Origin of the sequence: Mesorhizobium sp. NPDC059025, assembly GCF_042739655.1 — a bacterium.
In the GTDB taxonomy this organism is placed as follows: Bacteria; Pseudomonadota; Alphaproteobacteria; order Rhizobiales; family Rhizobiaceae; genus Mesorhizobium.
This window is the reverse complement of the sequence record NZ_JBHYIM010000008.1, coordinates 201147-224995: the sequence shown is the minus strand read 5'-3', so window position 1 is coordinate 224995 and position 23849 is coordinate 201147. Positions and strand designations below refer to the sequence as shown.

Annotated in this window: 22 protein-coding genes; 6 read left to right on the top strand and 16 right to left on the bottom strand. The window is 64.1% G+C overall.

Annotation, left to right across the window (positions count from 1 at the left end):
• Positions 1-10: 10 nt before the first annotated feature.
• From ureC to ACFWYE_RS20320, 14 genes are all read right to left on the bottom strand, one after another.
• Positions 11-1723, bottom strand: coding sequence for an urease subunit alpha (ureC, locus tag ACFWYE_RS20385; protein WP_379113862.1), 1713 nt, complete (start codon positions 1721-1723; stop codon positions 11-13).
• 49 nt (positions 1724-1772) lie between these two features.
• Positions 1773-2078 (bottom strand): urease subunit beta, encoded by a 306-nt coding sequence (locus ACFWYE_RS20380; protein WP_379113953.1) that lies wholly within the window; start codon positions 2076-2078, stop codon positions 1773-1775.
• A gap of 7 nt (positions 2079-2085) precedes the next feature.
• Entirely contained in the window at positions 2086-2676 is a 591-nt protein-coding gene (locus ACFWYE_RS20375; protein ID WP_379113860.1) for a HupE/UreJ family protein, read from the bottom strand.
• 40 nt (positions 2677-2716) lie between these two features.
• Positions 2717-3019, bottom strand: coding sequence for an urease subunit gamma (locus tag ACFWYE_RS20370; protein ID WP_379113858.1), 303 nt, complete (start codon positions 3017-3019; stop codon positions 2717-2719).
• A gap of 36 nt (positions 3020-3055) precedes the next feature.
• Positions 3056-3892, bottom strand: coding sequence for an urease accessory protein UreD (locus tag ACFWYE_RS20365; RefSeq protein WP_379113856.1), 837 nt, complete (start codon positions 3890-3892; stop codon positions 3056-3058).
• Between the two features lie 54 nt (positions 3893-3946).
• The gene (locus ACFWYE_RS20360) at positions 3947-5554 is read right to left on the bottom strand and encodes a GMC family oxidoreductase (protein ID WP_379113854.1); all 1608 of its coding nucleotides are present in this window, start codon (positions 5552-5554) and stop codon (positions 3947-3949) included.
• Positions 5551-7065: an FGGY-family carbohydrate kinase gene (locus tag ACFWYE_RS20355; protein ID WP_379113853.1), complete on the bottom strand. Its 1515-nt coding sequence runs from the start codon at positions 7063-7065 to the stop codon at positions 5551-5553. The genes ACFWYE_RS20360 and ACFWYE_RS20355 overlap by 4 nt, the downstream gene beginning before the upstream one ends.
• A gap of 61 nt (positions 7066-7126) precedes the next feature.
• Positions 7127-7966 (bottom strand): class I fructose-bisphosphate aldolase, encoded by an 840-nt coding sequence (locus ACFWYE_RS20350; protein ID WP_379113851.1) that lies wholly within the window; start codon positions 7964-7966, stop codon positions 7127-7129.
• Complete coding sequence (locus ACFWYE_RS20345) at positions 7957-9672, bottom strand: glycerol-3-phosphate dehydrogenase/oxidase (protein ID WP_379113850.1); 1716 nt, start codon at positions 9670-9672, stop codon at positions 7957-7959. Before ACFWYE_RS20345 ends, ACFWYE_RS20350 begins: the two co-directional genes overlap by 10 nt.
• A 21-nt stretch (positions 9673-9693) precedes the next feature.
• Positions 9694-10689, bottom strand: a complete 996-nt coding sequence (locus tag ACFWYE_RS20340; RefSeq protein WP_379113848.1) for an aldo/keto reductase — start codon at positions 10687-10689, stop codon at positions 9694-9696.
• The gene (locus ACFWYE_RS20335) at positions 10686-11666 is read right to left on the bottom strand and encodes a sugar-binding transcriptional regulator (protein WP_379113846.1); all 981 of its coding nucleotides are present in this window, start codon (positions 11664-11666) and stop codon (positions 10686-10688) included. Before ACFWYE_RS20335 ends, ACFWYE_RS20340 begins: the two co-directional genes overlap by 4 nt.
• An 11-nt stretch (positions 11667-11677) precedes the next feature.
• Positions 11678-12661 (bottom strand): ABC transporter permease, encoded by a 984-nt coding sequence (locus ACFWYE_RS20330; RefSeq protein ID WP_144378377.1) that lies wholly within the window; start codon positions 12659-12661, stop codon positions 11678-11680.
• A gap of 16 nt (positions 12662-12677) precedes the next feature.
• Complete coding sequence (locus tag ACFWYE_RS20325; protein ID WP_379113844.1) at positions 12678-14219, bottom strand: sugar ABC transporter ATP-binding protein; 1542 nt, start codon at positions 14217-14219, stop codon at positions 12678-12680.
• Positions 14220-14297: 78 nt separating this feature from the next.
• Positions 14298-15329 (bottom strand): substrate-binding domain-containing protein, encoded by a 1032-nt coding sequence (locus tag ACFWYE_RS20320; protein ID WP_379062374.1) that lies wholly within the window; start codon positions 15327-15329, stop codon positions 14298-14300.
• 264 nt (positions 15330-15593) lie between these two features.
• Between ACFWYE_RS20320 and ACFWYE_RS20315 the strand changes: the two genes are divergently transcribed.
• The 6 genes from ACFWYE_RS20315 (at position 15594) to ACFWYE_RS20290 (ending at position 22053) form a co-directional block, all read left to right on the top strand.
• Positions 15594-16625 carry a P1 family peptidase gene (locus tag ACFWYE_RS20315; RefSeq protein WP_379113842.1) on the top strand — a complete coding sequence of 344 codons (1032 nt, stop codon included), beginning with the start codon at positions 15594-15596 and terminating at the stop codon, positions 16623-16625.
• A 223-nt stretch (positions 16626-16848) separates the two neighbouring features.
• On the top strand, positions 16849-18168 hold the full coding sequence (locus tag ACFWYE_RS20310) for an NAD(P)H-dependent oxidoreductase (RefSeq protein WP_379113840.1): 1320 nt from the start codon (positions 16849-16851) through the stop codon (positions 18166-18168).
• A 12-nt stretch (positions 18169-18180) separates the two neighbouring features.
• On the top strand, positions 18181-19215 hold the full coding sequence (locus tag ACFWYE_RS20305; protein ID WP_379062370.1) for a thiamine pyrophosphate-dependent dehydrogenase E1 component subunit alpha: 1035 nt from the start codon (positions 18181-18183) through the stop codon (positions 19213-19215).
• On the top strand, positions 19215-20213 hold the full coding sequence (locus ACFWYE_RS20300; protein ID WP_379073156.1) for an alpha-ketoacid dehydrogenase subunit beta: 999 nt from the start codon (positions 19215-19217) through the stop codon (positions 20211-20213). The genes ACFWYE_RS20305 and ACFWYE_RS20300 overlap by 1 nt, the downstream gene beginning before the upstream one ends.
• A 2-nt stretch (positions 20214-20215) precedes the next feature.
• Positions 20216-21565 carry a pyruvate dehydrogenase complex dihydrolipoamide acetyltransferase gene (locus tag ACFWYE_RS20295; protein ID WP_379062368.1) on the top strand — a complete coding sequence of 450 codons (1350 nt, stop codon included), beginning with the start codon at positions 20216-20218 and terminating at the stop codon, positions 21563-21565.
• A 149-nt stretch (positions 21566-21714) separates the two neighbouring features.
• Entirely contained in the window at positions 21715-22053 is a 339-nt protein-coding gene (locus ACFWYE_RS20290) for a hypothetical protein (RefSeq protein ID WP_379062366.1), read from the top strand.
• A 131-nt stretch (positions 22054-22184) separates the two neighbouring features.
• Here the strand turns inward: ACFWYE_RS20290 and ACFWYE_RS20285 are convergent, their stop codons facing one another.
• Both ACFWYE_RS20285 and ACFWYE_RS20280 read right to left on the bottom strand, forming a co-directional pair.
• The gene (locus ACFWYE_RS20285) at positions 22185-22859 is read right to left on the bottom strand and encodes an HAD family hydrolase (RefSeq protein ID WP_379062364.1); all 675 of its coding nucleotides are present in this window, start codon (positions 22857-22859) and stop codon (positions 22185-22187) included.
• Positions 22860-22929: 70 nt separating this feature from the next.
• A complete protein-coding gene (locus ACFWYE_RS20280) occupies positions 22930-23571 on the bottom strand; it encodes a hypothetical protein (RefSeq protein ID WP_379113838.1) in 642 nt (213 codons plus the stop codon).
• Between the last annotated feature and the right edge of the window lie 278 nt (positions 23572-23849).

Here is a 23849-nt window from a genome sequence, read left to right as displayed (position 1 = left end):
CCCTCGTTGCTCAGAACAGGAAATAGCGCTGTGCCAGCGCCACGGTTTCCGCCGGCGGGCAGGTCAGCAGCCTGCCGTCGGCGCGCACCTCATAGGTCTCCGGGTCGACTTCCATGGCCGGCATCGCGTCGTTGAGTATCATCGAGCGCTTGCCGATGCCGCCGCGCGTGTTTGCGACCGCCACCATCTGCTTGTCGATGCCGATCTTTTCGCGCAGGCCGGAGGCCAGCGCGGCCTGCGACACGAAAGTCACCGAGCTTGCACTGAGCGCCTTGCCGAAGGCGCCGAACATCGGCCTGAAATGCACTGGCTGCGGCGTCGGGATGGAGCCGTTCGGGTCGCCCATCGGTACCGTCGCGATCATCCCGCCAAGCAGCACCATGTCGGGCTTCACTCCGAAGAAGGCTGGGTTCCACAGCACGAGGTCCGCGCGCTTGCCGATTTCGACGGAGCCGATTTCATGCGCCATGCCGTGGGCGATGGCGGGATTGATCGTGTATTTGGCGACATAGCGGCGGACACGGAAATTGTCGTTGCCGGCAGCATCCTCGGCCAGCGACCCACGCTGCCGCTTCATCTTGTCGGCGGTCTGCCAGCAGCGGATCACCATCTCGCCGACGCGGCCCATCGCCTGGCTGTCGGACGAGATGATCGAGAAGGCGCCCATGTCGTGCAGGATATCCTCGGCCGCGATGGTCTCCTTGCGGATGCGGCTTTCCGCGAAGGCGATGTCTTCGGGGATCGATGGCGAAAGGTGATGGCAGACCATCAGCATGTCGAGATGTTCGGCCACCGTGTTGATCGTGTAGGGCCGGGTCGGGTTCGTCGAAGCCGGCAGCACGTTGGGATACTGGCAGACGCGGATGATATCGGGCGCGTGGCCGCCGCCGGCGCCTTCCGTGTGGAACGAGTGGATCGTCCGACCCTTGAAGGCGGCAAGCGTGTCCTCGACGAAGCCGCTTTCGTTCAGCGTGTCGGTGTGGATGGCAACCTGCACGTCGAAGCGGTCGGCAACGGCCAGGCAATTGTCGATGGCCGCGGGCGTGGTGCCCCAGTCTTCATGCAGCTTCAGGCCGCAGGCGCCGCCAAGCACCATCTCTTCGAGAGCCCCCGGCAGCGAGGCATTGCCCTTGCCGAACAGGCCGATGTTCATCGGCATGCCGTCGAAGGCTTGGATCATGCGCGTGAGATGCCACGGGCCTGGCGTGCAGGTGGTGGCGAGCGTTCCATGCGCAGGCCCGGTGCCGCCGCCCACCATGCAGGTGACACCGGAGGTAAGGGCCTCTTCCACCTGCTGCGGCGAGATGAGATGGATGTGGCTGTCGATACCGCCAGCGGTCAGGATACGCCCTTCACCGGCGATGATTTCCGTACCGGGTCCAATGACGATGCTGACACCGGGCTGGGTATCGGGATTGCCGGCCTTGCCGATCGCGGCGATGCGCCCACCCAGAAGCCCGACATCGGCTTTGTAGACGCCTGTATGGTCGACGATCAGCGCGTTGGTAACCACCGTGTCCATGGCGCCTTCGGCACGCGAGAGCTGGCTTTGCCCCATGCCGTCGCGGATCACCTTGCCGCCGCCGAATTTCACCTCCTCGCCGTAGATCGTGAAATCCCTTTCTACCTCGATGAAGAGTTCCGTATCGGCCAGCCGCACCTTGTCGCCGGTCGTCGGTCCGTACATCTGCGCGTAGGTGGCGCGGCTTATCCTGGCTGGCATCGAATGTCTCCGTCGAAGGAATGCGGAGGCCGGCGAACCGGCCGCAGGCTCACAGTTTTCCCATCACCATCTGGCGAAAGCCGTAGATCGTGCGTTCGCCGCCGAAGGGAACCAGCGAGACGTCTCGCTCCTGTCCCGGTTCGAACCGGACGGCTGTGCCGGCAGCAATGTCCAGTCGCAGGCCGCGTGCCTTTTCACGATCGAAGCGCAACGCCGCATTGACCTCGAAGAAGTGATAATGGCTGCCGACCTGGATCGGCCGGTCGCCGGTGTTGGCGACCTTGATGGTGATGGCTTCAGCCGCCCGGTTCAGCTCGATGTCGCCGTCCGGCGTGATGATTTCTCCCGGGGTCATCATGGCCTCACCCGGTGATGGCCAGTGCAAGACCGGCCAGCGCCGTCGCGCCACCGGCGACGCGCATGGCGACAAGCGCCCTGTCGCGTGCGCCCAGGCGCCCAAGGCCGATGCCGGTCAGGATACCGGCGCCATGGAGAAGCGCGGTCGACAGCGCGAAACCCGCGGCGTAGGAGGCGAATGCTGCGGCGCCGATTTCGGCGCCATGCGCATGGCCATGGAAGAAGGCAAAGAAGCCGACGATGACGGCACCGGCTGCCGTTGGTACCCGCAGCGCCAGCGCGACGAGCAGGCCAAGCACCACCACGGAAGCCAGGATCATCGGCTCCACCAGCGGCAGCGGCATGCCGTAGAGACCGGCGACAAAACCCAGCAGCATCACGCCGACAAAAGCCGCCGGCACCATGAACAACGCCCGTCCGCCGAGCATTGCCGCCCACAGGCCGACCGCCACCATGGCGAGGATATGGTCCGGACCGGACAGTGGATGGCTGAAGCCGGCAGCGAAGGAGCCGTGTTCGGCGGGGTTGAGATGGGCGAAAGCCGGGCTGGCCGCCAGGCTGAGCGCCATCGTGGTGATCATGGTCGTCTTCTTCATGACTGTCGCCTCTCCTCTGTCCTTGCCTTTTCTGCCGTTCTCAACGGATCGGTTCATGCACGGTCACCAGCTTGGTGCCGTCGGGAAATGTCGCCTCGACCTGAATGTCATGGATCATCTCCGCGACGCCCTCCATGACCTGGGCGCGGGTGATGACATGTGCGCCTGCCTCCATGAGGTCGGCGACTGAGCGGCCGTCGCGCGCGCCTTCGACGAGGAAATCGGAAATCAGCGCGATCGCTTCCGGGTGGTTGAGCTTGACGCCCCGTTCCAGCCGGCGGCGCGCGACCATCGCCGCCATGGCGATCAAGAGCTTGTCCTTCTCCCGGGGTGTGAGGTTCATGGTTTCAACCGGCCCGTTTCGTTGTTTCGCATGTCTCTAGATTGACCAAACTTTGGGCAGCGGCTGCCCATTCAGCAGTCGCAGCAAGGGTGCCAGTCGCTTGCGCAAGGTGTAGCTGTCCGGCGCATGAAGCCTCGCCAGCAACTTTTCGACGCCGCTCACCTGCCAGTTGCTGACCGCACCATCCTCGCCGACGATCGCACGCGTCGCGTCCAGGTGGCGTCCGGCCTCGGGGGCGACCAGCAGGACCGTCGCCAGGGCGCGCTGGCCGCCGGCGATGGCGGCGCGTCCCAGTTGCGCGGCGAAATCCGGGCCCAGCCGGAAGTCTTCGGCGTGGATCGGTCGTCCCTCGACGCGAACCCGCCAGCGGTCATGGAAACGCGTTTCCGTCACAATCTCTCCCATCGCCTGCCGTCCGAACACCACGGCTTCCACCAGCAGCACAACGGCGTTGCCGTCCATGTCGACCTCCAGCCGGCGCGACAGTGCCGAACGGTCGAACAGGATCGTCTCCTGAGGAAGCCAAGCAAGATGTGTGCCTTTTCCGGCAGACAGCCGCGTTTCGACGACGGCTGCGCTCTCGGGCGACTTGTAGATGCGCTCACAGGCCTGGGTGGTGATGACTGCCGACGTGCCTTCGTTCGCCTGGACGGTCCAGTTCAGACGATCACCTCCGGTCAGTCCCCCGGCGGTGTTGATGAGGATCGCTTCGAATGGGTCGCGCATCACACGCGGCATGCGGATCTTGGCGCAGCCCTCCTGGAAGAGGCGGGCGATGCGCGATCGACCATGTCGCTGTTCCACCAGGATGCTGCCTTGCCCCTGCGCGCGTTGCGGGGCAAGAGCCGCCAGGCTTTCGGTCTTCGTCAGCATGCGCGCCCCTTCGAGCCTTGTCGCATGCCACTTTAAGAGAGTGCGAAGACTTGTCTACCGATCCTGCAGGATCATCTCGGACGCTTTTTCCGCGATCATGATAACCGGAGAGTTGGTGTTGCCGGAGACGATCGTCGGCATGATCGAGGCATCGACGACGCGCAGGCCGCCGAGGCCGTGGACGCGCAGCCGCTCATCGACCACCGCCATGGCATCCGAGCCCATCTTGCAGGTGCCGACGGGGTGGAAGATCGTCGTGGCGATGTCACCCACCTTGCGCACCAGATCGTCCCGGCCGGTGATCTGCGCACCGGGCAGCATCTCTTCCGGTTCGAAACGGGCGATCGCCTTGGCCTTCATCAGCCGGCGCGCGTGTTCGATCGAGGCGACCGCGACATGCCGGTCTCCTTCCGTCGAGAGATAGTTCGGCCGGATTTTCGCCGCCGCTTTCGGATCCGCGCTTTCCATATGCACGGTGCCGCGGCTTTCAGGCCGCAGGTTGCAGACCGAGACCGTTACCGCCGGGAAACGATGCAGCGGCTCGCCCAGCCGGTCGGTGCTGAGTGGCTGCACGTGATATTCGAGGTCCGGCGTGGCAAGCCTTGCGTCCGAGCGGGCGAAGATGCCGAGCTGGCTCGGCGCCATTGAAAGGGGGCCTGTGCGCCACAGCGCGTATTCCGCACCCATCGCCGCGCGGCGCACGAGGTTGTGATAGCGCTGGTTCAGCGTATCGGCGTTCTTGACCTTGAACACGGTGCGGATCTGCAGATGGTCCTGCAGGTTTTCGCCGACGCCTTCCAAGGCGTGCCGCGTCTCGATGCCCAGGTCGGACAGGAGCTCCGGCCTGCCGATACCGGACAGTTCGAGGATCTTCGGTGAGTTTATGGCGCCGGCTGCCAGGATCGTTTCTGCAGCCTTGGCGATCAGCAATTTGCCTTCATGGTGAAAGACCACGCCGGTGACGCGGCGTCCATCGAAGGCGAGCCGTTCGGTTTCGGCGCCGGTCAGGACGCGCAGGTTGGGGCGGTTGGCGATGCCGCGCAGGAACGCCTTGGAGGTGTTCCAGCGCACGCCTTTCTTCTGGTTGACCTCGAAATAGCCGGAACCTTCATTGGTGCCGCTGTTGAAGTCTTCGGTGCGTGGAATGCCGAGCTCCTCGGCCGCATCACGGAAGGCATCGAGGATCGGCCAGGACAGGCGCTGCTTCTCTACCCGCCATTCGCCACCGGCGCCGTGCATGGCGCTGTTGCCGCCGTGATAATCCTCCGACTTGCGGAAATAGGGCAGCACGTCGTCCCAGCCCCAGCCACCATTGCCGGCCTGGCGCCAGCCGTCATAGTCGGCCGCCTGGCCGCGCATGTAGATCATGCCGTTGATGGACGAGCAGCCACCGAGCACCTTGCCGCGCGGATAGTTCAGGCTGCGTCCGTTGAGGCCGGCATCCGGCTCGGTCTTCATCAGCCAGTCGGTGCGCGGATTGCCCATGCAGTAGAGATAGCCGATCGGGATATCGACCCAGTGGTAGCGATCGCTGCCGCCGGCTTCGAGCAGAAGCACCTTGTTGCGCGGGTCGGCCGACAGGCGGTTCGCGAGCACGCAGCCGGCGGAACCCGCGCCGACGATCACGAAGTCGAATTCGCCGAAGGAAGCGGGTTCGGTCACGGCTGCGCCTGCATCTTGGCGATGCGGTCCCACATCGGGTTCATCGCCTGGTTGATCTCGCCATAGAGTTGGTAGCGCGCGGCATAGGCAGGGGCAATCGAGCCATTGGGTGTATAAAGCCGCGCGGCCGAAGTCATCGCCGCGGCCCCTGTCGCGAAGTCGGTGAAGGCACCAACGCCGGTGCCGGCGGCGATCGCGGCGCCGAGAGCACCGGTCTCGCGGCTCCTCGCCACGGTGACGGGCACGCCCAGCACATCGGCGAAGATCTGCGCCCACACCCCGCTGCGCGAGCCGCCGCCGGACAGCACCGCCTCATCGAAATGCGCGCCGGCCCGGTAGAGTGTCTCGACATGGCGCTTGTGTTCGAAGGCGACACCTTCGAACAGTGCCCGCAGCATATGTGCGCGGCCATGCCAGCCGGCGATGCCGTAGAAGCCGGCGCGTGCGCGCCCGTTCTGCTGCGAGCCATAGAGGAACGGGTGGTAGATCGGCACGTCGCCGGCCGCATCGACGGAAGCGACCAGCTCGCTGGCGAGATCGAACGGTGACTTCCCATCGTCCACCTCGTGTTCGAGGAATTCGCGGGCGATCCATTCGAGGTTGGCGGCCGAAGTGGCACTGGATTCGATCGCCAGGTAACGCTGCGGGTCGAAGGTGGAGAGCATGAAGATCGACGGATCGCGGATAGGTTCGTCGGTGATGACCTGGTTGATGCTCCAGGTGCCGGCGATGATCGAGGCAGCACCCGTGCGTGTCACGCCCGAGCCGATTGCGCTCGCCACCACGTCGAACAGGCCGGCGATCACCGGCGTTCCGGCCTTCAGCCCTGTCAGCGCCGCGACCTGTGCTGTGACATGGCCGGCGATCTCCGCCGACTCCAACGCCGGCGGCAACAGGTCCATGCAGTCGTCGAGACCGTAGGCGGCGAGCAGGCCTTGCTCATAGCGGCGCGCCGGCATGCTGAGCAGGCCGCAGCCCGACATGTCGGTGGTGTCGCTCGAGCGCGCGCCGGTCAGCCGATTGACGACGAAGTCCTTGCACAGGAACACGGTGCCGATGCGCCGGAACAGCTCCGGTGCGAAGCGCTTGATCCAGGCAAGCAGCGTCGGCGTTTGCGCCGCCCAGGGCCGCTGCAGGCAATAGGGATAAGTGCGGTCGCCGACACTGGCCACGGCCCATTCGGCGACGATGCCGACCCCGCGCGTGTCGAGCGACTGGATGCCGATCAGCGGCGCGCCGTCACGGTCCAACGCGTAGAGGCCGTTGCCGTGTCCGGCGCAGCCGATCGCGACTATGTCGCCTGTTTCGATGCCGGCCTGCTCGATGCAGCGGCGGATGACCGTGACAGCGTTGGCCCAGAGTTCATTGAGATCGCGTTCGACATGGCCAGGCTTCGGCATCGACGAGCGGCCGTCGAGCGCGGCAACCGCCAGCTCCCGACCGGTCGTGTCGAAGATGATCGCCTTGATGACGGTGTTGCCGGCATCGAGGCCCAGAATGTAACGACCCATCGGTCTCCTCCCGAGGTGTTCCCTTCTCCCACAAGGGGAGAAGGGCATGGCATCAGTCCTCTTACGCCCGGTTGTACAGGTCCCAGGCCGTGGCGCCATCCGCGTTGTCGTGGATGATCGCCATCAGGCCGCGCACGACGGCGCTCGGGTTGGCGTGCTGGTAGATGTTGCGGCCGTAGACCATGCCGAGCGCGCCCTGCGCCATCAGTGCGGCCGATTTGTCGAACACGGCACGTAGGTCCTCCTTGCCGCCGCCGCGCACCAGCACCGGGCAGCGCGCCGTTTCCACCACGCGATGAAAATCTTCCGCCCGGGTGGTCGGATCGGCCTTGATGATGTCGGCGCCCATCTCGCGCGCCAGCCGCGTCAGCGTCACGATCTTCTCGGCATCGCCGTCCACCATGTAGCCGCCCTGTTCCACCGGCAGCATGGCCAGCGGCTCGATCATCAGCGGCATGCCGTACTTCTCGCAGTCGGCACGCACGCGGGCGATGTTCTGCACGCATTGCCGGAACAGGTCGGGTTCGTCGGGCAGCATGAACAGGTTCACCACCACGCAGGCGGCGTCCATCTCGATCGCGCCGACCAGCGGCTCGGCCTCGTTCTGCAGCACCGCCCACATCGCGCGGTGGCGGATGCGGTTGTAGGGGTTGCCCATGTCGATGCGCATGACCAGCGCCGGCTTGTCCTTGCCCGCAACCTCCTGGAGCAGGTCGGCCTGGCCGTAATTCATCTGGATGGCGTCGGGCCCCGCCTTCACCAGCTTCTCCACCACGCCGGCCATGTCCTCCAGCCCGACCAGGAAGTTCGGCTCGTTGCAAACGCCGTGGTCGATGGCGACGTCGAGGCAGCGGCCGCTGCCGAACAGCCTGTTCATGCGGACTTTTTTGTTCACGCGCATATCGCGCTCCTTTTGTCTGTCTCGGAGGGATTGGATAGGTCGACGCCGTGCTGGTGCTTGAGCAAAGCAAGGAACGCGGCGCGTTCCTGCGCAGCCTGCTCGGCACTCCATATCTTGTGGGCGGCGAGGATATCGAGCACTGCGTCGACAAGCTCTGTCGTCAGGCCGCCGGTGATGGCGATGGTGGTGCGGCGCAGGAAGATGTCGGCCAGCGTCTCGACCTGCTCACGCTCGACGATCAGCCGGATTTCATTGTGGCTGTAGCCGTAGCCCGGCAGCATGGTGTCAGCAGTCCTGGAAAGCTCGTCGGCGATAGCGCGGGCCGAACTGCCGTACCGCTCCAGCAGGGTCTGCGTGCGCGCCTTGCTGATCTTGTATTCGGACGCCAGGGCTGCGCACCATGTCGCGGGGTCCGCAGGGAAATCCCTGCCGCCGCCGATCGCGAGGTCTTCGGTCCCGATTTCGCGTGTCAGCCCCAGTCGTTCCAGCGCCATGTCGGCGGCCATTGCGCCGAAGGAACGGAAGGTGGTCCATTTCCCTCCGATCATGCACAGCGTTGCCGGCAACGCGCCGATCGGTTCGACGAATTCGCAGAAATGGTCACGCGGGATGCGTCCCGTGAAACTGTCCTCGCTGGCCGGCAATGGCCGCACGCCGGAGAAGCGGAAGACGATCTCCTCTTCGGCTATCTTGATCGACGGAAAGACAAAGGCGAGCGACTGCAGGATATAGCGCAGCTCGTCATCCTCGCAACGCACATGATCTGGATCGTCGACACGGATATCGGTCGAGCCGATCAGCACCTTGCCGAGATAGGGGAACAGGATGCAGATGCGTCCGTCCTCGTTTTCGTAATAGATCATCTGGCCGGCGAGAGCGTCGTGCAGTTCCTGGCTGTCGACGATGATATGCGACCCCTTGGTGCCACCCATCATGGTCGGTGCGGATGCACCGATCGACTTGTTGGTGAGGTCGATCCAGCCGCCGGTGGCGTTGATGATCAGGCGAGGGCGCACCGGCAGCGCTTCGCCGGAGATGGTGTCGGTCAGCGTCAGGCCGTCTTCATCGGAACCGACCTGTGCATAGTTGAGTGCATGCGCCGTGGGCGAGGCCGCCATGGCGTCGTGCAGCATCTCCAGGCCTAGCCGTTCCGGCCGGCTCACCCAGGCGTCGTAATAGGTCGCGGAGCTGCGCGTCGCCGGATTGATCGCCGGCCACGTCGCGAGCGTTTTCCGGGCACCACGAAAACTGTGCACGGGCATCAGCCGTCGCGACGCCGTGAAGACGTCGTAGAGCGTCAGTCCCGCCTTGATGACGAGCGCGCCACGCCGGCTCGGACGCCGGGTCAGGCCGAGGAAACGCACTGCGCCGTTGGCGATGCCGGAGAAGATGTCGAAGATCGGCACAGTGGTTGGCAGCGGCGCGACATAGTGGGGAGCATTGCGCAGCAGCCGGTCACGCTCGAGCAGCGATTCCTTCACCAGCTTGAATTCACCATTTTCCAGATAGCGCAGGCCGCCATGCACCATGCGCGACAGCGCGGCGCTGGCGCCGCTGCAATAGTCGCCCTTTTCGGCCAGCAGCACGTCGACGCCCTGCAAGGCCAGCTCACGGAAGACGCTGATGCCGTTGATGCCGCCGCCGATCACCAGCACGGCAATATCCGGCCGCTCTCGCAGCGCGGCGAGTGTTTCGTTGCGCGTCATGTCGGAAATGCCTCGGTTTACTCAGGCATCCATCTGGGTCAGATGCATGGCTATTGCTTTGTCGAGAGCCGCGACTTCATCACGGCTCAGCTTGACTTCGCCGGCACGTGCATTGTCGAGGGCCTGTTCGGGATTGCGGGCGCCGCACAGCGCGAAGGTGATGCCGGGCTGCGCCAGCGTCCAGGCGATGACGATCTGCGCCATCGAGGCCTTGTGCTGTTCCGAGATCGGCTGGATCGCCTGTTTCAGCGCCGCAACCTTCTGCCGGTTGGATGAAGAGAAGCGCGGATTGTCCTTGCGCTGGTCGTCGCCGGAGAAGGCCCGGCCCGGGTCGATCGAGCCGGTGAGCAGGCCGAGCGCCAGCGAGGAATAGCTGAGCGTCGCCACATTCTGTTGCCGGGTGATCGGCAGCAGCGTGCTTTCGATCTCACGGTCGATCATCGAATAGCGCTCCTGGATGGCATCGAGCTGTCCGGCGGTGACGTATTGCCTGAGCTCTTCGGCGTTGACGTTGCTGGCACCGATCGCGCGGATCTTGCCGGCGGCCTTCAGCTTCTCCAGCGCGGCGACCGTTTCGGCGATCGGCGTCGTCGGGTCCTGCCAATGCGTGATGTAGAGGTCGATATGGTCGGTGCCGAGCCGCCTAAGGCTCTGCTCGACCTCATAGGCGATGCCGTCGGCGCCCAGATAGCGGTGCACCGGCTTGTCTTCCTGATCGAAGAAATGGTTGCCCTTGCCGGAATGCCAGTTCAGGCCGCATTTCGTGGCGATCACGACCTTGTCGCGCTTTCCCTTGATCGCCTTGCCGACGATCTCCTCGCTGCGGCCGAGGCCGTAGGCAGGCGCCGTGTCGATCAGGCTGACGCCGGCATCGATCGAAGCTTCGATGGCTTTGATGGAAGCCTGTTCGTCGGTACCACCCCACATCCAGCCGCCGATTGCCCAGGTGCCGAGGCCGACGGCGGACGCCTGGATGCCGGATGCGCCGATGGCGCGCTGCATTTGACTGGAGTTCATGCTGCTTCTCTTTCGGCGAGGTCGATGATGCCGAGGCCGGTCGCCTCGTCGGTGACGATGATGTCGAGATGGTTGCCGCGCATGGCCGACAGGATCGGCGCGACCTTGCTCGGCCCGCTGGCGATGCCGATCGAGCGCGGGATGGTGGCGAATTCGTCCAGCGTCAGCGAAACCAGCGAGCGGTTCAGCGTGTAGTCGCTGAGCCCGCCGTCCCGGTCAATCAGATGCGCCAGCAGTTCACCCGAGGCGCCCGAGCGTTCGATGGCCTGGCGGTCGGCGCTGGAGGAGGGGTGCAGGTCGTAATAGGAGGAATCGTCGGTCAGGATCGAACCGACGCCGACCACGGCGATCGTGGCCTCCCGTGCCCGGCGGAACACGTCCGCCACGGCCCGCACGCTCATCAGCATTTCACGCTGTTCGGGCGTATCGGCGAAAAGCGGTGCATGGATCTGATAGGCACGGCCGCCGAGCTTGTCGGCCATCAGCGAGGCGACGTGGTTGACGTCGGTGTAATGCTTGCCCTGCACCAGTCCGGTCGCCGGGATGATCTCGACATCGTAGCGACGGCCGGGCTTGAGGCCGGCGACCAGCGCGCTGACACCCTTGCCACCGGTGATCGAGATGGTATCGCCATCCTTGATCGTTTCAAGCAGCAGGTTGGCTGCCGCTTCGCCGACACGCTGCAGGGCCGTCTGCGGGTTTTCTGAAACCGTCGGCACCACCACCGCGCGTTCGATGCCGCCAAGCCCGACCAGCCGCGTTTCGAGGTCGACCAGATGGTCGATCGGCGACTTGATCTTGATCTCGACGAGGCCGAGCTGATGGCCACGCTTGATCAGGCGGTTCACCGTTGCATGCGAGATACCGAGTTCCTTGGCGATCTCGGCCTGTGTCTTGCCCTCCATATAGTGGAGGACGAGCGCCTGATGCATCTGGCGCACGGTCGAGATGTCGTCGCGTGTGCTGGGAGGTGCCATGGTATCGCGCCTCAGGATTTCTTGGCGTGCAGGAAGTGGTCGGCGGATACCGCCGCCAGCAGGATGCAGCCCTTGATCATGTCCTGCCAGTAGACCGAGATGTCGAGCAGGATGAGCGAGCTGGTCACCACTGACAGCAGCGCGATGCCGAGGATGGCGCCGAAGATCGTTCCCGAGCCGCCTTTCAGCGATGCGCCGCCGATGACCGCCGCCGCGATGATGTTGAGCTCCATGCCCGCGCCGAAGGTCGGCGTCGCGGCGCCGAAGCGCGCCATGTAGATGACGCCGGCAACGCCTGAAAGCGTGGCGCACAGCACCGTCACCCAGAACTTCACCTGGTTGGTCTTGATGCCGGAGAACTGCGCTGCCTTCTCGTTGGAGCCTGTATAGAACACCTTGCGGAAGGCTGTCGCGCGCCGGAGCAGGAAGTCGAAGATCGCCACCACGACCACGAAAATGATGATGACATAAGGAATGCCCTGGAAGCTGCCCTGACCGATCGCCTTGAACTCCGGGGGCAGTGTGAACAGCGACAGCGGCGTGCCCTTGGTGATGACCAGGCACAGTCCGCGCACGATCACCATCGCGGCCAGCGAGGTGATGAAGTGGTTGAGCCCGACCACGGTAACGAAGAAACCCATCACCGCGCCGATCAGCGCGCTGACCGCGATGCCGATCAGGCTGGCGGTCCACGGGTCCAGCCCCATCAGGAACAGCGCGCCGGAAACCACCATGGAGAAGCACACCACCGAGCCGACGGACAGGTCGATGCCGCCGACGATGAGCAGGATGGTCATGCCGACAACGACGATGCCCTCGATCGAGAAGCTCATCAGCATGGCGCGGAAGTTGCCCCAGGTGAGGAAGTGCGGCGAGGCGAAGCTCATGGCGATGCACAGCGCCAGGATGATCACGATCAGGCCGGCCTCGCGCATCGAGGCAAGCCGGGCGAAGCTGGAACGGCTCGGGCCCGTGGCCTTGATGTCGGCATGCATGACGGTTTCTCCCGCTCTAGGCGACATGGTTTGCTTGTCCCTGGTTTGCTGCAGCTGGCTGCACACCGGAGGCCAGCATGATGATGGCTTCTTCGTCGAGTTCGCCCGCGCCGAGTTCGCCGGCGATGGCTCCTTCGCGCACGACCAGCACCCGGTCGCACAGGCCGATGAGTTCGGGCAGTTCCGAGGAGATGACGAGGATGCCGACGCCCTGGCTGGCGAGATCGCGCAGCAGGCGGTGGATCTCGACCTTGGCACCGACATCAATGCCACGCGTCGGCTCGTCCATGATGATGACCTTGGGCGAAACCGAAAGCTGCTTGGCGATCGCCACTTTCTGCTGGTTGCCGCCCGAAAGCGTCGAGACAGCCGCGTCGATGCCAGCCATGCGCACGCCGAGGCGCCTGGCGAGGCTCGCCGCCTGCTCGGCCTCGGCACGACGGTCGAGCAGGCCGAAGCGGCCGGTGAGCTTGCCGAGGTCGAGCGCCGACACATTGGCGGCGATCGAGAGGTCGAGGAACACGCCGGAACCCTTGCGGTCCTCGGAAAGATAGACGAGGCCGGCCTGCACGGCGTCGGCATAGCTGCGGATGGCGAGAGGCTTGCCGTCGAGCGCGACGCTGCCGGCGCTTGCCTGTCGCAAGCCGCAGATCGTCTGCGCGATCTCGCTGCGTCCGGCGCCGATGAGGCCACCGATGCCGAGGATTTCGCCGGCTTTGAGGTCGAGGTCGACATCGGCGAAGCGGCTGCCGTCGGACAGGCCCTTGACGGAGAGCAGGGTTCGGCCGGGTGCAGCATCGACGGAGAGCTTGTCGGGATAGAGCTGGGTGATCTCGCGTCCGACCATCTTGCGCACGACGTCGTCAGGCGACGTCGCCGCGATGGCTTCGGTCGCGACATAGCGTCCGTCGCGGAAGACGGTGACGCGGTCGCAGAGCGAAAAGATCTCGGCCATGCGGTGGCTGATATAGATCACGGAGATGCCGCGTGCCTTCAGGTCGCGCACGATCGAAAACAGCCGCTGGGCCTCGGTTTCGGTCAGCGCCGCGGTCGGCTCGTCGAGGATCAGCACCTTGCAGTCGAGCGTGAGCGCCTTGGCGATCTCGACCAGTTGCTGGCTGGAAATGGAAAGGTCTGCGACCTTGGTGCGCACCGGAATGGGCGCGAGCTGGTTCATCGCCTTTTCGGCTTGGGCATAGACTTCGCCGTAATTCATCAGCGGCGCGCGGCGGGCGTTGATTGCTGCCATGCAGATGTTTTCAGCAACCGTCGCGTCCTGGCAGAGCGCGATCTCCTGGTGCACCAGCGCAATGCCGAGCTTCTGTGCCGCAGCGGGCGATGCGATCGCAACCGGCTGGCCGTCGATCAGGATCTCGCCTTCATCGGGCTGCAGCACGCCGCCGATCATGTTCATCAGCGTCGACTTGCCGGCGCCGTTCTCGCCGCACAGCGCGTGCACCTCGCCGCGCCGCAGTTCGAGCGCGACGCCGCTCAGCGCCTTGACCGGGCCGAACGCCTTGGAGAGGTTGCGGATCTGAAGGACGGGCGCGTCGGTCACGCCATGCTCCTGCGAAAGGGTCTGAAAAGGTGCCGGAAGGGAGGGTCCCTTCCGGCCAGTCGGTGGTCGGGCCGAAGCTTACTCTTCGATGCCCTTGGTGCCACGCCGCTTGAGATATTTGTCCCAGTAGAAATCGTCGGCGTTGTCCTTGGTCACGATCGAGAAGCCGTTGTCGACGAAAGGCACCTTCATGGCATTGGTGCCGGCGCGCTTGGCGTCGTTCATCGGGTCGATCAGTTCGGGGTGCTTGGCCAGCCAGAGCAGCATGAAGCCCATGTAACCCTGCATGCCCTGGTTGGGGTTGACCGAACCGAAGATCTCGCCGGCCTTGATCATGTCGAGGATCTTGGCGTTGACGTCGGCCAGCATGACCTTGATCTTGCCGCCGCCTTCCTTGGCCGCCTGGGCGGCGCCGATCGCCGAATTGGCTTCCGGCATGAAGACGGCACCGAGATCGGGATGCGCCTGCGCGAGGCTGAGCACCGCCTGATATGCCTTGGTCGGGTCCTGGTTGGAAGCGGCACGGCCGACCAGCTTCATGTCAGGCCACTTGGCTTCCATGCGGGCGACGAAAGCGGCGACGCGCTTGTCGTGATTGTCCTGGCCGGGGTTCTCCAGCACGGCATATTCGCCTTTGCCGCCCATCGATTCAGCGACGGCGTCGGCGGCGTAGGTGCCTTCGGCGACGTTGTCGGAGGTGATGTAGGAGACGCGTTTGGAATTCGGCGAGTCGGCCGCGAAGGTCACGACCGCCGTGCCCTGTTCGATGGCGCGGTTGATCGGCTCGATGAACGGATCGGAATTCATCGGGTGAACCAGGATGCCGGCCGGCTTCTGGGCGAGCGCCTGGTCGAAGCTGGCGATCTGCTTGTTCACGTCGTATTCCGGCGTGCCGGTATAGGCGGTCTCGCAGCCGAACTGCTGGCCGGCCTGCTTGAACATTTCATAGACCGGGAACCAGTATTCGACGCCCGAGACCATGACGTTCATGACGTATTTTTCGCCGGGCTGGCATTTGAACGGGTTGGCGGTTTCAGCAAGCGCCGGAGTCGAACTCATGAAGGTCGACGCCGCTGCCGCCATGGCGAGCGTGCTCAGAAATTTGCGCAAGTTTCCTCCCTTGGCCGAAGCCATTCCTCAAGAACCGTCGCGGCGCTTTTGCACCGTTTCATGGATTGATTGCAGCCGGACTTCCTCCCGAAGCCAGCAGCAGGATCATTGCAGCATGCGACGATACTGTCAATAAAATTCATATACTGAAATATATTTCAGATCAATCGGCCATTCGACGGAAAATGAACGTCTCGTGACTTGCGCAAATCGGGCCGGTTCTGGCAACTGGCCATGCCTTCGTGGCTGCGGCAAGGAGTGATGATGACCGCCAGTATCAGGGATTTCGGTTTGGCCTGCGGCTCGCTGCCTGTGGGTGTGCTGAACGCCATCACCGATGTCGCCGGCGTCCGCGTCGGCCATGTCACGCTGCGCGATGGCGATATCAACACCGGGGTCACTGCCATCCTGCCGCATGGCGGCAATCTTTTCCGCAGCAAGGTGAGGGCGGCATCCGAAGTCATCAACGGCTTCGGCAAGGCCGTCGGGCTGGTGCAGCTCGACGAACTCGGCACCCTCGAGACGCCGTTGCTTTTGACCAACACGCTGTCCGTCGGCACCTGCGCCACCGCCCTGGTCCGGGAAGCGATCCGCCAGAACCCCGACATCGGCCGCCGCACCGGCACCGTCAATCCCGTCGTCGCCGAGTGCAATGACGGTCCGCTCAACGACATCCAGGCGCTGGCGGTTGGCGAGGAGCACGCGCTGGCCGCCATCGAAGCCGCCGGGGAAGGGCCGGTCGAGCAGGGTAGCGTTGGTGCCGGCACCGGCATGACCTGCTTCGGCTTCAAGGGTGGCATCGGCACCGCGTCGCGCCGCGTCAGGCTCGACGGTCGCGATCATCATCTCGGCGCGCTTGTGCTTTCCAATTTCGGCCGCGCCGGCGACCTCGTCCTGCCGGAGGGTCGCCGTCCCGACCCGCGCCGGGCGAGCGAGCCGGAAAGCGGCTCGGTGATCATTGTGCTGGCCACCGACATCCCGCTCGAGCACCGGCAGCTGAAACGTGTCGCCCGTCGCGCCGGCGCCGGTATCGCCAGGCTTGGCGCGTTCTGGGGCCATGGCAGCGGCGATATCGCCATAGCTTTCTCGACCGCCGACCCGGTCGACCATGATGAAAAGCGCGGTCTTGTCTCGATTCAGGTCTTGAACGAGTCGCGCATCGACCTGCTTTTCCAGGCTGTCGCCGACGCAACCCAGGAAGCGGTGCTGAATTCCATGCTGGCCTCGCCTGTTTTCGAAGGCAGGGATGGTGCGCGCCGGCCATCTCTGGCCGATTGGCTGCGAGCCAACGCCTGAGCCTTCTTCTCTCAGGCAGGGAGAAGCCTCTTCTCGCCGTGTCGTGAACGACGATGCAACCCTCGCGGGCGAACACCGCGGGGTGCTTTCGTGCGCTTCTGGATTGGATGTCCACAAACCCACTGGCGTCACCGATGTTTATGGACATTAGTCTTGACAGAAATACATATGTTCAATACCCGTCAGGCATCAGAACAGCCTGCATGTGGGAGGAGTGACTGCTATGGCTTCCAATATTGCGTTGACGGGCCTTGCCCGTGATCTCGAGGAGCGCGGCAAGTCCGGAAAGCCGATCCGCATCGGCCTGATCGGTTCGGGTGAGATGGGCACCGACATCGTCACGCGCGTCGCCCACATGTCCGGCATCGAGATCGGCGCGATCTCCGAATTGAACATTCCCAATGCCCACAAGGCCGTCGACATCGCCTTCCAGGAAGGCGGCCATTCGAAGGAAGTCTCGAACGCTTCGGCCATGACAGAGGCCATGGAAGCCGGCAAGGTTGCCGTCACCAACGATGCCGACCTCATCATCAACAACGACCTGATCGACGTCGTCATCGATGCAACGGGCGTTCCGGCCGTCGGCGCCGAGATCGGCCTGCGCGCCATGGAGCACGGCAAGCACCTCGTCATGATGAATGTCGAGGCCGACGTCACCATCGGTGCCTATCTGAAAAGCGAAGCCGATCGTCTCGGCGTCACCTATTCGCTCGGTGCAGGCGACGAGCCGTCCTCCTGCATGGAGCTGATCGAATTCGTCTCGGCCATGGGCCACCCCATCGTCGCCGCCGGCAAGGGCAAGAACAATCCACTCAACATCGACGCCACGCCTCCCGCCTATGAGGAAGAAGCGGCGCGCCGTCACATGAATGTGCGCATGCTGGTCGAGTTCGTCGACGGCTCCAAGACCATGGTCGAGATGGCGGCGATCGCCAATGCCACCGGCCTCGTGCCCGACAAGGCCGGCATGCATGGACCGGCCGCAACGCTGGGCGAACTCAACAAGGTGCTGGTCCCGGAAAAGGACGGCGGCGTCCTCTCCAGGGTTGGCGTCGTCGACTACTCAATCGGCAAGGGCGTCGCGCCTGGCGTGTTCGTCGTCGCCGACATGTCGCATCCGCGCGTCTCGGAGCGCATGGAAGACCTGAAGATGGGCAAGGGCCCGTACTTCACCTTCCATCGGCCCTATCACCTGACCTCGCTCGAGGTGCCGCTGACCTGCGCCCGCGTCGTGCTCTACGGCAAGGCCGACATGGTGCCACTGGCCAAGCCAGTCGCCGAGGTCTGTGCCGTCGCCAAGAAGGACATGCAGCCGGGCGACAAGCTCGATGCCATCGGCGAATATTGCTACCGCGCCTGGATCATGACCGCGCCCGAAGCGCGCGCCGCCAAGGCCATTCCGTGCGGCCTGCTGCAGGGCGGTTCGGTGACGGCGCCGATCAAGAAGGGCGACCTGATCACCTATGCCAACGCCGCTCCGGCGCCAGGCTCCAAGATCGCCGAGCTGCGCGCCCGGCAGGACAAGCTCGTCTACGGCAACTGAGGAAGCATCATCATGGCCACCGCCAGGAAAGCCGCGAACAGCGACGCGGCACAACCCAACCTGCCATTTGCCTTCCGCAAATACACGGCTGAGCAGCTGCGCGACGTGCTGCACAAGATGTACTTGATCCGCCGCTTCGAGGAAGGTGCCGAAGACGCCTACATGCGTGGCCTGATCCACGGCACCATGCACCTGTCCATCGGCCAGGAAGCCAGCGCCATGGGTATCTGCATGCCGCTCACCGACCAGGACCAGATCACCTCCACCCATCGCGGCCATGGGCACTGCATCGCCAAGGGTGCCGATGTGAAGCGCATGTTCGCCGAGTTCTTCGGCAAGACCACCGGCTACTGCAAGGGCCGTGGCGGTTCCATGCACATCGCCGACGTCACCAAGGGCAATCTCGGCGCCAACGGCATCGTCGCCGGCGGCATCCCGATCGCGGTCGGCGCAGCCCTTGCCGCCAAGAAGCTCAAGACCGGCAAGGTCGCGGTCTCCTTCTTCGGCGATGGCGCCAACAATGAGGGCGCTTTCCATGAGGCGCTCAACATGGCAGCCGTGTGGAAACTGCCGGTGATCTTCGTGTGCGAGAACAACGGCTACGGCATGTCGACATCGACCGAGCGTTCGACGGCAGTGAAGAACATCGCCGACCGCGCCAGCGCCTATGCGATGCCGGGCGTCATCGTCGACGGCAACAATTTCTCCGAAGTGGCCGAGGCTGCCGACGCGGCTGTCGAGAGAGCCCGTGCCGGTGAAGGCCCGACGCTGATCGAATCCAAGACCTACCGCTATCGCGGCCATTCCAAGAGCGATCGCAACCGTTATCGCACCAAGGAAGAGATCGAGGACTGGATGGCCAACCGCGATCCGATCGCGCTGTTCGAGGCCGAGCTGAAGGAGTTCGGCATCATCGACGACGCCGGCATCGAGGCGGTGCGTGAAGCCGTGAAAAAAGAGATTGCCGCGGGCATCGAGTTCGCCAAGGACAGCCCGAGCCCGGAAATCCGCGACCTTGAGAATTACGTCTATACGGAGGTTGCGTGATGGACGTCGCAGTGCGTGAACTGAGTTATGCCCAGGCCATCCAGGAAGCCATGGCGATCGCCATGGAGCAGGATGAGCGCGTCTTCCTGATGGGCGAGGATATCGGCGTATATGGCGGCGCCTTCCAGGTCACTGGCGATCTTGTCGAGCGTTTCGGCTCCGAGCGCGTCATGGATACGCCGATCTCGGAACTGGGCGGTGCCGGCGTTGCCGTCGGTGCGGCCCTGACCGGCCTGCGTCCGATCTTCGAATTCCAGTTCTCCGATTTCGCCACGCTTGCCATGGAGCAGATCGTCAACCAGGCCGCCAAGATGCGCTTCATGCTGGGCGGCGAGGTTTCGGTTCCGGTGGTCATGCGGTTCCCGGCCGGTTCCGGCACTGGTGCCGCCGCGCAGCACAGCCAGAGCCTGGAAGCATGGCTCGGCCATGTGCCCGGCCTGAAGGTGATCCAGCCGGCGACCCCACATGATGTAAAGGGCATGCTGCTGGCGGCCGTCGCCGATCCGGACCCGGTCATGATCTTCGAGCACAAGCTGCTCTACAAGATGAAGGGCCCGGTGCCGGAAGGCCACTATACCGTGCCGATCGGCAAGGCGGACGTCCGCCGCCAGGGTCGCGACCTCACCATCGTCGCCACATCGATCATGGTGCACAAGGCGCTTGAGGCGGCCGCCGCACTGCAGGCCGAAGACATCGACATCGAGGTCATCGACCTGCGCACCGTCCGTCCGATGGACAAGCAGACCATCATCGACAGCGTCAAGAAGACCTCGCGGCTGCTCTGCGTCTACGAAGCGGTGAAGACGCTGGGCATCGGCGCGGAAGTCAGCGCTGCCGTCGCCGAAAGCGACGCCTTCGACTATCTCGATGCGCCGATCGTGCGCCTGGGCGGCGCCGAAGTCCCGATCCCGTACAATCCGGATCTCGAAAAGGCAACGGTGCCGCAGGTGCCTGATATCATCGCGGCTGCGCGCGACCTCGCCAAGGGGAAGCGCTGACGATGCCGGTCGAAGTCATCCTTCCCAAGGTCGACATGGACATGGCGACAGGGCAGATCTCGCGCTGGTTCTTCGAAGAAGGCGCCAGCGTCAAGCAGGGCGATGTCCTGTTTGAGATCGAGACCGACAAGGCGGCGATGGAGATTGACGCACCGGCTTCCGGCACGCTGCGCAACATCACCGGCAAGGAAGGCGTCGACATCCCTGTCGGCGCGCCGGTGGCCTGGATCTATGCCGAAGGCGAGGATGTCGGCACGACTGCGCCCGCCGCGCCTGTACCGGCACCCATCGAGCCGCAGCCCGTCGCGAACGGCAAGATTGAAACACCGATGTCCTCCTCCCAGGACAAGGCCGCGCAGACCGCGCTCGCCGTGCAGGAGACGCCTGCGCCGGCCGGCGCGGTCCGCGCCACGCCGCTGGCGCGCCGCCTGGCACGCGAAGCGGGGCTCGACCTGGCAGGCATCACCGGTTCCGGCCCGCATGGCCGCGTGGTGAAGGCGGATGTCGAGGCGGCGATTGCCGGTGGTGGCGTGGCGAAAGCCGCATCCGCCGCAGCGCCAGCCGCTGCTGCTCCGTCGGCCGCCACGCCTGCGGTCAAGCCGATGTCGGACGACGCGGTGCTCAAGCTGTTCGAACAGGGCTCCTACGACCTCGTCCCGCACGACAATATGAGGAAGACCATCGCCCGGCGTCTGGTCGAGGCGAAGTCGACCATCCCGCATTTCTACCTCACCCTCGACTGCGAGCTGGACGCGCTGCTCAAGCTGCGCTCCGAGCTCAATGCGGCTGCGCCGATGAAGAAGACCGAAAAGGGCGATGCCCCGGCCTACAAGCTTTCGGTCAACGACATGATCATCAAGGCGATGGCACAGGCGCTGGTTGCCGTGCCGGATGCCAATGCGTCGTGGACGGATACGGCCATGGTCAAGCACAAGCATGCCGATGTCGGCGTGGCGGTGTCGATCCCGGGCGGGCTGATCACGCCGATCGTCAGGAAGGCCGACCAGAAGACGCTGTCGGTGATCTCCAACGAGATGAAGGACCTGGCCAGGCGTGCGCGCGACCGCAAGCTGAAGCCGGAAGAGTATCAGGGCGGCACCACGGCGGTGTCGAACCTGGGCATGTTCGGCATCAAGGACTTCGCCGCCGTCATCAACCCGCCGCATGCGACGATCCTGGCGGTTGGTGCGGGCGAGGAACGTGCTGTGGTGAAGGGCGGCGAGATCAGGATCGCCACCGTGATGTCGGTGACACTGTCGACCGACCACCGCGCCGTCGACGGTGCGCTGGGAGCCGAACTGCTCGGTGCCTTCAAGCGCATCATCGAAAACCCGATGACCATGCTGGTCTAGAATTCCTCCTGGCGGGGGCGCCGTCTCCCTTCGGGGAGGCGGCGATAGACTAGGCCCGTTCCACGGGCATCGCAACGTGCTCGGTCCTGCATGGCGGACCGGCCGGGAATCGCGTTATCCGGCCTGAACATCACACGCCAGGATATGCCGTGACCAATCCGCCTGAAATCTCGCTCGTTCCCCCGCAGATTGCCGCAGACAATGCCGCCAAAGGCTTGCGCCTGCGCGAAAGGTTCGGACGTGGCGGCACCGAGATCGGCGTCGGCCGTGCCCGCGAACTGGTCGAGCGCCGGGCGCTGCAGCCCTCGACCATCCGGCGCATGGTGAGTTTCTTCGCTCGCCATGAAGTGGACAAGCGCGCCAGGAACTTCGGCAATGAAGACAACCCCTCCGCCGGTTATGTGGCGTGGCTGTTGTGGGGCGGCGACGAGGGCCGCGCCTGGGCCATCGAACTCAAGAAGGTTATCGGCAACGCGCCAGATATCTAGCCGGCCCGAGTATCGGCGTGGGATCGATCCTTAGAGCGTTTCCGTTTTTCACGGAAACGCGGAAACGCTCTAAGTTGTTGTTTTAGTGGCATTTTTTTTCGCCAAGTGATTCCATTTGGCTACAAAATGCTCTAGAGCCGGAAGCCGAGCCCGCTCAGCCTGTCGGATATCTCTCGCCAGTTCGCGCAGGCAGCGTGCGCGCCCTTGGCCTTCAGCCGCTCGCCATGGCCGGCATAGGTATGGCCACCGCCCGTGTAGCCGATCGCCGTCATGCCGGCGGCAACGGCGCCTTCGACGCCGAAAGGCGAGTCCTCGATCACCACGCAGTTCGAGGGATCTGCGCCCATCTTCTCGGCGGCATAGAGGAAGATGTCCGGAGCCGGTTTACCACGCTTCACCATGGAGGAAGAGAAGATCGCGTCGCCGAAATGCGGCGCGAGTCCGGTGACGTCGAGGCTGTGGTGGATGCGTTGCAGCGACGATGACGAGGCGACGCAGCGGCCTGCTTCCAGCGTGCGCAGAAATGAACCAATACCGGTGGTCGGATTGAGTTTTTCGCTGAACAGGTCGCGGGTCACTGTCCACAGGTCGTCTTCCTGTTCCGGTTGCAGGTGATGGCCTGTCAGCTCCTTGATCCGGATGATGATGTCGGCCTGCTTCATGCCGACGCATTGGGCGATGATGTCGGCACCGACGCCGCTCATGCCATGTTTTTCGTAGACGCGCTCATAGGCCTCCGCGGCCAGCGGTTCGCTGTCCACCAGAACGCCGTCGCAATCGAAGATAATCAACTGTTGTGCCGCCACGCCTTGCCCCGAGTAAGCGATAATTTCGGCACATCGCTATCGGCAAAAAGACGAATGTTCAAGGAGGCGGTCAGGTCCGATGCCCAACTTTCCGCTTGTCGGTCGTTTCAAGCGCGGTCTGCATGGCCCGCCTCGACTGTGCACTGTCGGGCACGATCCAGTTCGGCTCCGCGCCGAGGAAGCGATCGAGGAACGCCACCGCATAGGCCGGCATCTCGGTGACGTTCTCACGGTACGACCACCAGGTGCGCAGGTCGTCGGCGCACTGGTCGATGGTCGGCGCCTGGCCGAATTCCTGTTCGTATACGGCAGCGATCGCCGATACGCAGTAGTTGGTGTAGAGAAAACCCTCCGGCCAGAATTGCACGATTTCGGCCATGCCCGCATCGGCGGGCGGCAGGTCCGGGCGTGGCCCGTTGCCGATCGCCTTGGCCGGCTCCTGGCGGATCAGTTCGCGCAGCACGAGACCGGCGGCGAAGATGATGAAATCGGCGCGGTTGACCTCGGCAAAACGCTTCTGCGCTTCCATGATCTCGATCCAGTCGAGGAAGGCCCTGGTCAGCCGCGTTTCGTCGATGTCGAACCGTAGGCCATAGGTCGCCTCCACGGACCGCGCGCTCGCGCGGAATGTCGCCCTGAACCAGCGCAGTCGACGCAGCTGGTGGCCAAGATCCGGCATAAGCGCCAGTTCGTCTTTGAATCGCAGGTCCATCGCACGTCCTTTGACGCTGACTTTAGAGCGTTTCCGTTTTCACGGGAACGCGGAAACGCTCCAATTTTTGTTCTACGCAATTCCGGGCGGAAAACCGCTGCGCACCTTTCCTGGAACCACAATCACACGCGCTGTGCCGCCAAATGTGGTGGATCAGTCGTTTCCGGGTTCCATCTGAAAATCATACATATTGACATCCAAGAAAACAAATGTTCTCTAACTTTCGTCTTGGTACTGTCATGAAGTCATGGCGGGACCAGGGGCTTGGGAGGAGATAT